Raw genomic sequence first — 13,512 nt, forward strand, 5'->3', positions numbered from 1 at the left:
AATGCAGATGATCGAAAAAATTGCGGTGCTTGGCGCTGGACGTATGGGCAAAGCCATTGCGATTGCATTTGCCTATGCAGGACTAAACGTTGATTTGATTGATGCAAAACAACGTAGTGAAGCTGAATTTGAACAATATCAAACTCAAATTCGTGCTGATTTACAGCAAGAGTTACAGTTGCTTGAGAAAATTCAGTTTATTCAAGCGGAGCAGCAAGTTTTTGTTTTGGATAAGATTGCGATTTTATCTAAACAGGCTGCTACAGGCATGTTGCCAAGCTGTGCGTTGATCCTTGAGGCTGTACCAGAAGTAAAACAAGCCAAACAAGAAATTTTTGCTTGGCTGGATCAATATCTTTCACAGCAGTGTATTGTGGCTTCGACCACATCCACATTTTTAGTGACGGATATTGCGCAAATGATTTCGCATCCTGAGCGAGTGGTCAATGCACATTGGCTAAATCCTGCTTATCTCATGCCTTTGGTGGAGTTAAGCCGTTCTGACCAGACCTCAAATGAGGTGCTGACTCAGCTTAAGCATTTCCTACAGGTGATTGGTAAGGTACCTGTGGTTTGTAATGCCAAGGCGGGCTATATCGTGCCAAGGATTCAGGCCTTGGCAATGAATGAAGCGGCACGTATGGTTGAAGATGGAGTCGCTTCGGCAGAAGATATTGATATTGCTATTCGTACCGGTTTTGGTTTGCGTTTTTCTGTTTTAGGCTTATTGGAGTTTATTGATTGGGGCGGTGGCGATATTTTGTATTATGCCTCGCAATATTTGCAAAAAGAGCTGGGTGAGCGTTTTCGTACACCTGAAATTATTGCGGAAAATATGCGGCAGCAGCGTAATGGCCTTCGTGAAAAGCAGGGCTTTTATAATTATGCGGATGTGGATATTCATCAATATAAACAAGATGTCTTACGCACCTTTTTAGATCGAATTGAAAAAAGTAAGTTAAAACCATCGTTTAATATTTTACAGTCCGCAACGTGATGAACCGAACAATTCGCCCATTGCATTGAGCTAATGGGCATTTATTTACAGCTTTTAGCTTGATGGCATCAAATTGAATAGCTTTTTCAACTGTGCATTTAACTGATGCAATTCCTCATCTTCAAAGGCATTTAAAATCCCAGATAAAGTCACTTGGCTGATTTGATTGATCTGCTCCACCAGTTCTTTGCCTTTGTCAGTGAGCTTGACCATCGAGATACGTTCATCAGACTCTGAAGAAAAAACCTGCACAATATCATCCTCAACTAGGCGATAAATGGCTTTGGTTGCTGTGGTCAATTTAAGGGTAGAGAGGTTGGCAATTTCGGTAATACTGGCTTGTTGCAAAGCATTGGTACTTAAAATGATTTTACGACGTGTATTGTCGATACCTAGTTTTTTTATTGATTTTTCAATAAGTTGTGTATATTTACCATTCACTTGAGAAATCCAAAAGAAAGGATAGCTTTGTAAGCTGCTAGGTTCATTATTAGGTAGAAATTGTTCTAAATGAGTAAGCATAGCAAAGTGATAACTTTATAAAGATGAATATTCATCATTATACAAAAATTAAAGAAAAAATCTTTGCTCTTTCTGATAAAAATATCTTGACAATTACATTACTTTTTCCGATATTGGTATTAAGTACAAAAATACATGGAAAAGTGAATGAATATTGTTGTACAAGACGTACAAATAGGACACGGTGCTTTAAAAGTCATGGTGAAAGATTCCATTGATATTCAAGGTCTAAAGACCATGATCGGGAGCAAAGCCTTGATGGATAAGCCTTCTGCAACAAAAAATGCAGAAGTGGTAGAGCGTATTTTGGCAGCGGATTGCCAAATTACCGCAAAAACCAATCTACATGAGTTGGCTTTTGGAATTACCGGGATCAATCCTGTTTTTGGCACTGCAATCAATCCTCAATATCCTGATCTTATTCCAGGTGGTTCATCGAGTGGGTCTGCTGCTGCCGTAGCCGCAGGGCTGGCTGATTTTACTTTAGGGACCGATACTGGTGGTTCAATTCGTATGCCAGCGGCATGTTGTGGAGTGTATGGTTTTAAGCCGACATTCAATCGCGTCAGTCGTCAAGGGATACATCCAGCCATGAGTTCGCTGGATTGCGTGGGACCATTTGCCGCTTCGGTTGCAATGATTGAAACCGCGATGCAGATAATTGATCCAAGCTTTCATACTTTGGAAAAATTAGCGCATGCACCAAAACTGGCTTGGCTTGAGGTAAATGCAAATCCAACGGTATTGAACTGTATTCAGCATTTTCTTGCTCAGGCGAATCTGTCAGCTACACCAGTGAAATCTGAATGGTTTGAACCTGCTTATGATGCAGGGATGCAGATCATTAATTATGAAAATTGGCAGGCGTATGGCGAGTTAACCAAAACTGGTTTATTGGGTGACGATATCCATGCTCGCTTGCTTAAATCTGCGCAAACCACTGTGCAACAAGTAAAAGAGGCGGAAGCGGTCAAAGCACAATTTATCAATGAAATTGATGGCTTATTGGAAAAATATGATGCTGTGTTACTGCCAACCCTTCCGCAAATCCCACCCAAATTAATCGATGCAGAACATATGGTCGCACTGTTGAACTTAACTTCATTGGTGCGTCCATTCAATTTATCTGGACATCCTGCAATTTCAATACCGCTCAAAACCAGTGAAGGGCAACCAGTGGGTTTACAAATTGTGGCGAAACGAAATTCGGATGAGCTGGTCTGTGCAATTGCGAAATATATCGTGGATGCAGCGCAATAAATGACAAGGAGTTGGGTAATGAATAATTTATCGACAAAGGAATTTGTAATGGACACAACAATAACGGAATTAGAAGCACTCTGTCAGGAGATTCGAGAACGTGCTTGTACAGGCGAGTTCGATAACCAAGCGTATGTGAGTCAAGACATTATCGATAAGTTGAAACAGATTGGTGTTTATCGTGCATTGGTACCAAAACGTTTTGGTGGCAATGAATGGTCACCTCAACAATTTTGTGAATTGATTGAGCGTCTGTCTAAAGCGGATGGGTCTGTGGGATGGGTTGCGAGTTTTGGGATGAGCCCTGCTTATTTGGGTAGCCTGCCTGAAGCAACACTTGAAGAATTATATAAAGAGAGCCCAGATATTGTATTTGCAGCAGGTATTTTTCCACCGCAACCCGCAGATTTAAGAGCTGATGGTGTGGTGGTAAAAGGTCGATGGAAATTTTCAAGTGGTTGTATGGGGGCCGATATTATTGGGGTGGGGATTAGTCCACAGGTCAACAACACCACACAAGGTCTCCCACGCTTAGCAATTATCCCTGCAAAACAAGCGAAAATCGAAATGACTTGGGATACGGTCGGCTTAAAGGGAACAGGAAGTCATGATCTGCTGGTGGATAATGTTTTTGTTAACAATGACTGGACCTTTATCCGTGGTGAACCGTCTAAACTTTCGGAACCATTTTTTAAATATCCATCACTGTCATTGGCAACACAGGTGTTAACTGTGGTCGGGATCGGTGTTGCAGCAGCAGCGTTGGAAGAATTCCAAAAGTTAGCACCTGGCAAATCATCCATTACAGGTGGTGCTGAAATTGCCAGTCGTCCAGTCACCCAATATGAATTTGCCCAAGTCGAAGCTGAGTTTAAAGCAGCACGTGTTTGGTTCTACGACACTATGCAAATCGTTTGGAATGAAATTATTGCAGGTGGGGCTCCAACACCAGAACAGATTAGTGATATGCGCTTGTCTTGTACCCATGTTGCTCGAGTTTGCGCACGTGTAACACGCAAAATTCAAATGCTGGCGGGCATGACTGCAATTTATACCCATAACCCATTTAGCCGGTTTGTGAATGATACCAATGTGGTGACTCAGCATGCCTTTATGGGCGATGCCACTTTACAAAATGCCGCTTTGGTGAGCTTTGGTATGCAGCCAGCACCCGGTTATTTATAAGCCGAATTTAAATAATCACGAGATGTCCCAGGATGAATATGACATGAATAGCCAGATGGATTTGACCCTTATCTTACAACGCTTAGAACAGCTCGAAGCGCAAAACGCGATTCGTAATTGTATTCATCGTTACATGGAAATTTGTGATGGATTAAATGCTAAGACTGACCTCAATGAATTAATGGATTTATTTGATCAGGACAGTATTTGGGAAGGAATTGGTGAGAAATATGCGCAATCTTTTGGTCGCCATGCTTCATGGCAAGCCATTTTTGACATGTTTAAAAGCTATACCCAAACCGAATCACATTTTTTGATGAATGCGCATTTTGTCAGCTCAGAACAAATTTATATTGCAGGCGATCAGGCCAATGCAAGCTGGTTGATGTTGCAAACCTCGACCTTTCTCAATGGAGATAGCCATTTAAATGCCGCAAAACTCAGCGTGAAATTTAAACAGCAAACCGATGGTCTATGGAAGATCAAACATTTTCAGACTGAAAATATTTTTAGTCGCCCTGTGTCTCACTGGAACAGTACAGCGATATTGCCAGTACCGTCTCAGCAATAAGTTATGGATAAATTGAAAAGGATAATGGATATGAACAGTATTATTCCAATGCAGAATATTAATATTGATTACAGCGAGTTAGTTCAAAGTGATCGTGCGCATACCTCTTTATATAAAGATGCGCGTGTCTTTGACGATGAAATGGAAAAGATTTATTACAGCACTTGGGTTTGGGTGGCACATGCCAGCGAAATTCCAGATGGTGGTAGCTATAAAACTATTAATATTGGTAAGCAACCTGTGGTCGTTGTACGTGACCGTAAGAAAAAAGTCCATGTATTGCTCAATCGTTGTCGCCATCGTGCAGCAACGGTATGTGAACATAAAAAAGGCAAAACCAACAGTTTTGTTTGCCCATATCACGGATGGAGCTATGCACTGGATGGTTCATTACGTGGTGTACCTTCACCTGAAAGTTATGGTGAATGTCTGGATAAATCAGAGTTTCCATTGATTAGCCTACGTGTTGAAGAATACAACGGTATGATTTTCGCCACCTTTAAAGATGATATTGAACCTTTAGAGGATTTCTTAGGTGCAGCGAAAAAATGGATTGATTTGTTTATGAAACAAGGCGCAGGTTATCCAATTAAAGTATTGGGTGAACATCGTTTCCGTTTCCCAGGCAACTGGAAAATTCAACTGGAAAACACCACCGATGCCTATCATTTTCCGTTGGTACATAAGTCATTCTTAAGTTCAGTCGATGAGAAGACTGAAGAGTTATTTAATTTTGAAAATCAACCTGGCTATGTTGAAGATTTAGGTAATGGGCACAGTGTCATGGTGATGATTCCTGAGCTGGTGGATTTAGATGACGAGTTGATGGAACGCCCAATTCAGGAACGTTTTGAAGAGCTTGCACAGGCGTTACGTGATGAAGGGCATGAAGAACTTGAAGTACGCCGTATTGTACGTGCTGTGGGGGGCTCTGGTTTTAACTTAAACCTTTTCCCGAACATTGCCTGTTCAATGGCCTTCTTCCGTGTTATGCAACCGATTTCAGTCAATGAAACTGAAATTCATCATTCCGTGATCACGATGGATGGTGGTCCACAGATTGCCAATCAATATCGCTTACGTCTACATGAACATTTCCAAGGTCCATTTGGTTTTGGTACACCTGATGACTCAGAAGCGTGGGAACGTGTGCAACATGGTGCCAATGCTGGTCATGATTTATGGATCATGTTGAACCGTGGTTTACCCGGCGAAGTAAAAACTGAAGATGGCTTAAAGAGCGATGTCAGTGCAGAAACTGGAATGCGCGCTGCTTATCAGCAGTGGAAAAAGATGATGACGGCTTAAGGAGAGTAGCATGAACATGAATTTGCAATTATTAAATGAAGTGACTGCTTTTGTTTGGGCTGAAGCTGACATGTTAGACCATAGTGAATACCGTGAATGGCTCAATCTCTGGAATGAAAAAGGTGTGTATATCATTCCGATTGATCCGACACTCAAGGATTATGAAAATAATTTGAACTATGCCTATGACAACAATCATATGCGTACATTACGGGTCGAACGTTTGGAAAATGGTGAGGCGATTTCGACTGCACCCAAAGCCAATACCGTCCGTAGCGTGTCACGTATCCGTGTCGTAAAAGATGAGGATGGTGAAATCATTTTACGCTGTGCACAAAACCTTCGTGAATTCCGTAAGGAAAGCTTGAAACATTACACCGCAGATGTGATTTTTCATTTGGTTCGTGATCCAGAACAAGGCTTTAAGATCAATCGTAAAATTATCAACTTAGTCAACTCGACCGATACTTTGGCGGGTATCAGTTACATCCTCTAGGAGCGCAAAAATGAAACAGGTTGTTTTAGTCACGGGCGCAGCATCTGGTTTAGGGAATGTGATCGCCGAATATTTTGCAGCACAGGGGCATCAAGTGATTGTCTCTGCCAGCAGCTTAGAAAAGGCTGAAAATGCCAAAGCACGTAGTCCTAATGCGGAGAATATGTTTGCGTTAAAACTGGATATTTCAGTTGAGCAAGATTTTCATGCCGCAGTGCAGTGGATTCAACAAAAATTCAGTAAATTGGATGTGTTGATTAATAATGCGACGGTCACTAAGGCAACTCCTGTTTTAGAGATTACTGCAGCTGACTTTGATTGGATCACCCAAGTGAATCAGCGAGGAACCTTTCAAGCGTGTCAAATTATTGGCAAGTATATGGCGGATCAAGGCTATGGACGTATCGTCAATATGGCTTCATTGGCAGGGCAAAATGGAGGTACTGCGACAGGAGCACACTATGCTGCAACTAAAGGTGCAATTGTGACTTTGACCAAAATCTTTGCCAAAGAGTTTGCTGCTAAAGGCGTGACTGTAAACGCCATAGCACCTGGGCCAATGGAATCACCGATTGTACACAGTGTGGTATCTGACGAGAAAATGGCGCAATTTATTCAAAATATCCCAGTCAAAGCATTAGGTAGTATGGGATTTATTGCTGAAACCTGTGCCTTGTTAGCAAGCCCAAGCGCTGCATTTGTCACTGGGGCGACGTGGGATATTAACGGTGGATTATTTATGCGTTAAGCCTTGGGCGAGATGCATAAAAGGGAGATAAATCATGGCTACACTCTATAACGTGGTTGTCAGAAACCGTCATATAGAAGGTGGGAATGTTGCAGTCATGGAGTTTGAATCTGCAAATTCTGCCACATTACCAAAAATTGAAGCAGGTGCGCATATTGATGTGCACTTACCCAATGGTATGGTGCGTCAGTACTCACTATGCCAAAACCCAAAGGATGTTGGCATATTCAGACTGGGGATTTTACGTGATCCAGAATCGCGTGGTGGTTCAGTATCGGCTTTTGATGATTTAAAAGATGGTATGCAAATACAGGTCAGTGAACCCAAAAACCTGTTTCCATTAGTCAAAGCCAAACATGCTGTACTGGTGGGTGGGGGGATTGGAATTACCCCTTTGATCACCATGGCCTATCAATTGGTACAAGAAAACGCATCTTTTGAACTGCATTATTGCGGGGCAAGCCCAGAGCAATGTGCCTTTGTTGATGAAATTAGAAATAGTGTATTGGCGCCATTTACCAGCTTTCATTTTAAATCGGAAGGGGCCAGCCATCGTGAGTTTTTTCAATCTGCCATTCAGGACATAGACAAAGCAAGCCATATCTATACCTGTGGTCCCAATGGATTTATGGATTGGGTGATTAATTTGGCTTTGACACAAAATTTTCCTGAGCAACAGATTCATAAGGAATATTTTCAGGTTGAGGTTGAAACCAACGGTGATGCATTTGAAGTTGTTGCTGAGCGTAGTGGCAAGATCATCATGGTCAATGCCGAAGAAACTATTCTGCAAGCACTGGCACGTGAAGGGATTGAGATTGAAATGTCTTGCGAACAGGGCGTCTGCGGAACCTGTATGTGCGATGTGATCGAAGGTGAGCCTGATCATCGCGATGTGTATTTTACTGATGAAGAAAAAGCCAGTAATGAACAAATACTGGTGTGCTGTTCCCGTGCAAAGTCAGCACGATTGGTACTGGATATTTAATTGCTTTTAACAGGACTAAGCAATTTCAGATACCGAGCTAAATAGGATAAAAGATTCAGGAGAGAATAATGAATTCATTAAAATCAATGGATGAAATCAAAATAGATCCAATGCAATTTAGACGGGCATTGGGTAATTTTGCTACAGGTGTGACCATTGTGACGGCACAAAATGAGCAAGGTGAGAAGGTTGGAGTCACTGCAAATAGTTTTAATTCAGTGTCTTTAGACCCACCACTCATTTTATGGAGTATCGATAAAAAATCATCGAGTTTTTCTGTATTTGAGCAAGCTACGCATTTTGCGGTAAATATTTTATCGGGTTCTCAAATTGAGTTATCCAATAAATTTTCCCGTCGCAATATCGATAAGTATGAAGGTACAAGTTATCAGGTTGGTGCAGGTCAATCACCAGTTCTAGACCATTGTTCAGCAGTGTTTGAATGTGAACGACATGAAATTATTGAAGGTGGTGATCACTGGATTATTATTGGCAAAGTCGTTAAGTTTCATGATCAAGGGCGTAGTCCGTTGGTGTATCACCAAGGTGCGTATTCAGGTGTGATTCCTCATCCATTATTACAGCTTAAAGATACTGTAGAAGCAGAAGACTTAGGCGAATTACACCAAGGGCATTTATATAGTAATGTCTGTTATTTAATGAGTCGGGCGTTTAAATTTTATCAGACCGATTATATTCCGAAGCAGTTAATCACTGGATTTCGCACCAGTGAAGCAAGATTATTATTGGTGTTAGGCAGTGGTACCGCATCCAATAAAGCAGATTTACCACGTGATATTGCCATGCCGATGCGTGAGATCGAACAAGCTGCGCTTATCTTAAAAAAAGATGGTTTATTGATTGAAACGGATGGATTTTTTAAGTTAACGGAAAAGGGCAAGAAAACCGCACATTATCTGTTTGATATTGCTGATAGCCATCAAAATGAAGTTTTTGAAAAATATCCTGAAAATGAAAAGGAAATTTTTATTAAAATTTTAAAAGATATTGCGGGGATTGTATAATCATCAACTGACCGACAAACATCTAGATGAATTTGTCGGTTATTTGGATTGATTGAGATAGAATTTTTAATGGTGTTGGAAAAGACAAAGCAAAGCTATTCAAGTTATTGAATCGATCTGTCCAAGAGGAATGGATATGAATCAAGCTAAAGAAAATGAAATTGTACAGTGGAAGCAATCTATTCAAAAGGTTTGTGGTAACTTTGAGACGACCTTTGATAAACAGAATAATTTATTTATTGGTGAAGTAAAGTTCTTTTTACTGGGAGAGACAGAGGTTGCTTTTATAAAAAGTAATGCCAGTCATATTTGCAGAAAAAGTGGTATGCCTGATCGAGTGAAAGATCGTTTCTGCTTTTTGGTGATTCAGTACACAGGCAAGATGCGGATTGTTTATAAAGATCAAAATATTGATTTAAATGAAGGTGAGATTACCTTACTTGATCCTGATGAAACGATTGATATGTATCCACAAGGTTTATTTAGTCATGTTTCAGTGCATTTATCGCGCGAGAAATTATTCAGGCAAGGCATTACGGTTGATCATTTTGGCAAATTAAATACTTCTAATATGAGTGGGCATTTGCTGAAAGGTATGTTGCAAAACCTATCACCTGAAAATATTGAACTTTGGTATGCAAAAGAGGATGGTAATGCTTTTGAAGATGCCTTGATTGCTTTAATCAAACCGACAATTAATTATAAAAATATTGAAATTTCCAGTCATCTCAAAATAAAAGCAGAGCGATTTATTTTTGAGCATCTCAATCAGCAAAGTTTAAATGCACAAATGATCGCAAATCACTTAGGGATTTCACTTCGGCATTTACACCGATTATTTGAACATCAACAGCAATCTGTACACAAGTTTATTCAAATGCATCGTATCGAAAAAATTCAGTATGAATTAAAAGATGGCAAAAATAAAAGTCTGTCGATTACTGAAATTGCTTTGAAGTGGGGATTTGGTGACAGTGCTCATTTCTCAAAATTGTTCCGTAAGATGATCGGGCTTTCACCGAAACAATATCGCTTAAAAGTGTAGTCGATGAATTTTTAGATCTGCTGTCAATGTCACAATTTTGCATAAAGTGAGTCACGTTTAAACAAGAACATCCGCTGTAATCATGGTGAAATCTTATTCAAGGAATTGGATGAGTAGGCAAGCATGATGCAAGCAGAATATGACTATATTATTATTGGGGCAGGGTCGGCAGGCTGTGTGGTCGCAGCACGATTATTACAAGCAAACGCAGGACGAGTGCTGGTTTTAGAGGCGGGGACGAAGGACAATAGTATGTTCCATACGATCCCAGCAACAGTGATCAAAGTATTTCAACAAAAATCATGGCCGTATATGACGGTTCCACAAAAACATTGTAATCATCGTGAAATGATTCTTGCACAAGGAAAAGTCCTTGGCGGAGGGAGCTCTGTCAATGGCATGGTGTACTGTCGTGGACAACGTCAGGATTATGATCTATGGGCATCTGAATGGGGCTGCAACAAGTGGTCTTATCAAAATGTGCTTCCATTTTTTAAAAAAGCTGAAAAAAATGAAAGCCTTGCAGATGAGTATCACGGACAAGAGGGTATTTTGCCTGTCAGTGAAAATCGTTATCGTCATCCTTTAACACTTGCCTGTATTCAAGCAGGTCAGCAAATGGGGATGAAATATGTCAATGATCTCAATGGATGGGATCAAGCGGGTGTCGGCTTTTATCAAACCACAACCCTGCATGGTGAAAGAGCCAGCACTGCAAAGACCTATTTAAAAGCGGTTGAACATCTTGCAGATATTACTGTGGTGACCGATGCACTGGTTCATAAAATCGAAACACATGCTGGTCGGGCGACAGGTGTAACCTATAGCATTGCTGGAAAACCCACTGTTACTGTGCACGCAAGCAAAGAAATTATTGTCAGTGCTGGTGCAATTGGTAGTCCAAAAGTTTTATTACTCTCAGGTATTGGTCCAAAACAGCATTTAAATGAACTGGGCATTGAATGTATTCAAGACTTACCTGTGGGTGAGAATTTTCATGATCATTTACATATGTCAGTGAATGCAACTGTTAAAACCAAGAATAGCTTGCTTGGGGAAGATCAAGGTTTAAAAGCACTACGGCACTTTTTACAATGGCGCTTTACCCGTTCTGGTTTGTTAACGTCTAATATTTTAGAAGGCGGTGGCTTTATTGATACCAATAACCATGGCCGACCTGATGTACAGTTCCATTTCTTGCCAGTACTGGATAATTTTGATAATACGCCAGGTGAAAAAGCAGTGGCACAAGATCATGGTCTCACCATTAAGGTTGGACATGTACAACCCAAAGCACGAGGCAGTTTACGTTTAAGCAGTAAAGACCCAAATGCTTTGCCGATCATTGATCCAAACTATTTAGGTCATCAAGAAGATATTGATGCCAATATTCGCGCGGTTCAGGCAGGGCTGCGTTTACTACAACAGCCTGCATTAAAATCTATAGTCAAAGATATTATTGAACCAGCAAATATCGATCCCGATGACATTGCTGCGATTGATCTGTGGATGCGTCAAAATATTAAAACGGTCTACCATCCAGCAGGCAGCTGTAAAATGGGCAATTCTTCACAAGACTCCGTTACTGACCAAACCCTTAAAGTGTATGGTTTTCAAAATTTACGCGTGATTGACTGTTCCATTTGCCCACAAGTACCAAGTGGAAATACCAACGCCATTGCCATCATGATTGGTGAGCGCGGTGCTGACTTTATTCTAAATGCATAATTGAATCTCATAGAGATTGCTGAACCTAAATTGCCAAGATTTCTATATAGAACACAGGATAACAAGATGAACCAAGTACAAATTTTAGCGAGTGTCCAAACTTTTTTGCAACGTCAACACGGTCATTTTATTCATGGACAACATATTGAAGTCGATGATACGCGTACTCGAATTGAGCTGGTTAACCCAGCAACGGAACAGCCTGTTTCAAGTATTGCGATTGGGACTAAACTAGATGTTGAGGCCGCTGTAAACAGTGCGCAAGATGCTTTTCTACATGCTTGGGCCAATACATCACCTTATGAGCGTGGGCAAAAGCTGAATAAGCTTGCTGATCTGGTTGAACAGCATGCGGAGGAATTAGCACAACTAGAAACTTTGACTACAGGCAAGTTGATTAATCTTTCTCGACACTTAGAAGTTGCTCAGACTGTCGTGTTTTTAAGATATTTTGCTGGTTGGGCCACCAAGATTCATGGTCAAACCATGCAACCTTCTATTCCCTCAGCCAATGGTGAAAAATATACAGCTTATACAGTGCGTCAACCTGTTGGGGTTGTGGCAGGAATCGTGCCGTGGAATTTTTCCTTGATGATCGGATGTTGGAAGATTGGTTCGGCATTGACAACGGGTTGTACAATCGTGCTTAAACCTAGTGAGTTCACAACACTTTCATTATTACGTTTAGCCGAGCTTGCAATAGAAGCAGGCATCCCCGCAGGTGTGATTAATATTGTCACAGGCACAGGAGAAACTGGCCAATATTTAATTGACTCTAAAAAGATTAAAAAAGTCTCGTTTACAGGTTCTGTACCCACAGGAATTGCGATTGGTAAACAAGCGATGCATAACGATTTAACCCGTGTCAGCTTAGAACTAGGCGGAAAAAATGCAGCTGCGATTTTAGCGGATACTCAAATCGATGAAATTTTACCAACACTGTTACAAGCCAGTTTTGTCCATCAAGGTCAAGTGTGTGCAGCACCAGAACGTTTTTTTGTGCATTGCGCTAAATATGAAGAGTTTATTCAAAAAGCAGCCGGAGCTCTTCAACAATTTAAAATAGGTTCACCACTGGATGAATCCTCTATGTTTGGTCCACTTTCAAATAAGCCACATTTTGAGAAGGTTAAACATTATCTGGATCTTGCTTATCAAAATAATCAAATCATTTGTGGTGGTAAAGTCATTGCAGGAACAGGCTATTTTGTAGAGCCAACTTTATTAACAGTGCGGGGTATTGACGATCCATTATTTATTGAGGAAACATTTGGACCTGTGGTGGATGTGATTGCTTTTGAAAGTGATGAAGAGTTAATTTCAATGATGAATCATTCTCGTTTTGGTTTAACTGCAAGTATATGGACCAATGATTTGGCGAAAGCTTTGCGACTCATTCCGCAAATTGAAGCAGGCTCAGTCTGGGTGAATATGCACACATTCCTTGATCCTGCCGTCCCTTTTGGTGGTGTCAAAGCGTCTGGTCTGGGTCGTGAATTTTCAGACGCATTTATTGAGGATTACACTGAATTAAAGTCAGTGATGATCCGTTATTAAAAATGCACAATATTATTTAAACTGGCAAATCCAGTTAGAAAAAGGTAGCAGCATCAATTGCTACCTGTAGGAGGATTTTGCC

The 13,512-nt window shown here is 40.7% G+C and carries 13 protein-coding genes; 12 read left to right on the forward strand and 1 reads right to left on the reverse strand.

What is annotated here, in order from left to right; translation table 11 throughout:
* The first annotated feature begins 1 nt into the window (after position 1).
* Positions 2–997, forward strand: a complete 996-nt coding sequence (locus ACG9ZL_RS12230; RefSeq protein WP_419360171.1) for a 3-hydroxybutyryl-CoA dehydrogenase — start codon at positions 2–4, stop codon at positions 995–997.
* Between the two features lie 54 nt (positions 998–1,051).
* Here the strand turns inward: ACG9ZL_RS12230 and ACG9ZL_RS12235 are convergent, their stop codons facing one another.
* A complete protein-coding gene (locus ACG9ZL_RS12235; RefSeq protein ID WP_004721604.1) occupies positions 1,052–1,519 on the reverse strand; it encodes a MarR family winged helix-turn-helix transcriptional regulator in 468 nt (155 codons plus the stop codon).
* 147 nt (positions 1,520–1,666) lie between these two features.
* Here ACG9ZL_RS12235 and ACG9ZL_RS12240 point away from each other — a divergent pair, with 147 nt between their 5' ends.
* The 11 genes from ACG9ZL_RS12240 (at position 1,667) to ACG9ZL_RS12290 (ending at position 13,430) form a co-directional block, all read left to right on the forward strand.
* Positions 1,667–2,779, forward strand: a complete 1,113-nt coding sequence (locus ACG9ZL_RS12240) for an amidase (protein WP_419360173.1) — start codon at positions 1,667–1,669, stop codon at positions 2,777–2,779.
* A gap of 18 nt (positions 2,780–2,797) precedes the next feature.
* The gene (locus tag ACG9ZL_RS12245; protein ID WP_419360175.1) at positions 2,798–3,964 is read left to right on the forward strand and encodes an acyl-CoA dehydrogenase family protein; all 1,167 of its coding nucleotides are present in this window, start codon (positions 2,798–2,800) and stop codon (positions 3,962–3,964) included.
* Between the two features lie 43 nt (positions 3,965–4,007).
* Positions 4,008–4,535, forward strand: coding sequence for a nuclear transport factor 2 family protein (locus ACG9ZL_RS12250; protein WP_419360177.1), 528 nt, complete (start codon positions 4,008–4,010; stop codon positions 4,533–4,535).
* A gap of 30 nt (positions 4,536–4,565) precedes the next feature.
* The gene (locus tag ACG9ZL_RS12255) at positions 4,566–5,843 is read left to right on the forward strand and encodes an aromatic ring-hydroxylating oxygenase subunit alpha (protein ID WP_419360179.1); all 1,278 of its coding nucleotides are present in this window, start codon (positions 4,566–4,568) and stop codon (positions 5,841–5,843) included.
* A gap of 10 nt (positions 5,844–5,853) precedes the next feature.
* Positions 5,854–6,339 (forward strand): aromatic-ring-hydroxylating dioxygenase subunit beta, encoded by a 486-nt coding sequence (locus ACG9ZL_RS12260; RefSeq protein WP_004721595.1) that lies wholly within the window; start codon positions 5,854–5,856, stop codon positions 6,337–6,339.
* A gap of 10 nt (positions 6,340–6,349) precedes the next feature.
* On the forward strand, positions 6,350–7,087 hold the full coding sequence (locus ACG9ZL_RS12265) for an SDR family NAD(P)-dependent oxidoreductase (RefSeq protein WP_419360181.1): 738 nt from the start codon (positions 6,350–6,352) through the stop codon (positions 7,085–7,087).
* A 34-nt stretch (positions 7,088–7,121) separates the two neighbouring features.
* Positions 7,122–8,075 (forward strand): PDR/VanB family oxidoreductase, encoded by a 954-nt coding sequence (locus tag ACG9ZL_RS12270; protein WP_419360183.1) that lies wholly within the window; start codon positions 7,122–7,124, stop codon positions 8,073–8,075.
* A 65-nt stretch (positions 8,076–8,140) separates the two neighbouring features.
* Entirely contained in the window at positions 8,141–9,100 is a 960-nt protein-coding gene (locus ACG9ZL_RS12275; RefSeq protein ID WP_171287945.1) for a p-hydroxyphenylacetate 3-hydroxylase reductase component, read from the forward strand.
* Between the two features lie 136 nt (positions 9,101–9,236).
* Positions 9,237–10,145 (forward strand): transcriptional regulator FeaR, encoded by a 909-nt coding sequence (feaR, locus tag ACG9ZL_RS12280; RefSeq protein ID WP_336954099.1) that lies wholly within the window; start codon positions 9,237–9,239, stop codon positions 10,143–10,145.
* A 126-nt stretch (positions 10,146–10,271) separates the two neighbouring features.
* Positions 10,272–11,873, forward strand: coding sequence for a GMC family oxidoreductase (locus ACG9ZL_RS12285; protein ID WP_419360280.1), 1,602 nt, complete (start codon positions 10,272–10,274; stop codon positions 11,871–11,873).
* Positions 11,874–11,939: 66 nt separating this feature from the next.
* The gene (locus ACG9ZL_RS12290; protein ID WP_419360184.1) at positions 11,940–13,430 is read left to right on the forward strand and encodes an aldehyde dehydrogenase family protein; all 1,491 of its coding nucleotides are present in this window, start codon (positions 11,940–11,942) and stop codon (positions 13,428–13,430) included.
* Positions 13,431–13,512: the final 82 nt, after the last annotated feature.

It is taken from the genome of Acinetobacter legionensis, assembly GCF_048551735.1.
GTDB lineage: Bacteria > Pseudomonadota > Gammaproteobacteria > Pseudomonadales > Moraxellaceae > Acinetobacter.

Bases quoted from the DNA above. Each gene is read 5' to 3' on its own strand.
- ACG9ZL_RS12290 (WP_419360184.1), top strand. From the start codon at position 11,940: ATGAACCAAGTACAAATTTTAGCGAGTGTCCAAACTTTTTTGCAACGT.
- feaR (WP_336954099.1), top strand. From the start codon at position 9,237: ATGAATCAAGCTAAAGAAAATGAAATTGTACAGTGGAAGCAATCTATT.
- ACG9ZL_RS12260 (WP_004721595.1), top strand. From the start codon at position 5,854: ATGAACATGAATTTGCAATTATTAAATGAAGTGACTGCTTTTGTTTGG.
- ACG9ZL_RS12265 (WP_419360181.1), top strand. From the start codon at position 6,350: ATGAAACAGGTTGTTTTAGTCACGGGCGCAGCATCTGGTTTAGGGAAT.
- ACG9ZL_RS12230 (WP_419360171.1), top strand. From the start codon at position 2: ATGCAGATGATCGAAAAAATTGCGGTGCTTGGCGCTGGACGTATGGGC.
- ACG9ZL_RS12255 (WP_419360179.1), top strand. From the start codon at position 4,566: ATGAACAGTATTATTCCAATGCAGAATATTAATATTGATTACAGCGAG.
- ACG9ZL_RS12235 (WP_004721604.1), bottom strand. From the start codon at position 1,519: ATGCTTACTCATTTAGAACAATTTCTACCTAATAATGAACCTAGCAGC.
- ACG9ZL_RS12285 (WP_419360280.1), top strand. From the start codon at position 10,272: ATGCAAGCAGAATATGACTATATTATTATTGGGGCAGGGTCGGCAGGC.
- ACG9ZL_RS12270 (WP_419360183.1), top strand. From the start codon at position 7,122: ATGGCTACACTCTATAACGTGGTTGTCAGAAACCGTCATATAGAAGGT.
- ACG9ZL_RS12250 (WP_419360177.1), top strand. From the start codon at position 4,008: ATGAATAGCCAGATGGATTTGACCCTTATCTTACAACGCTTAGAACAG.
- ACG9ZL_RS12240 (WP_419360173.1), top strand. From the start codon at position 1,667: ATGAATATTGTTGTACAAGACGTACAAATAGGACACGGTGCTTTAAAA.
- ACG9ZL_RS12245 (WP_419360175.1), top strand. From the start codon at position 2,798: ATGAATAATTTATCGACAAAGGAATTTGTAATGGACACAACAATAACG.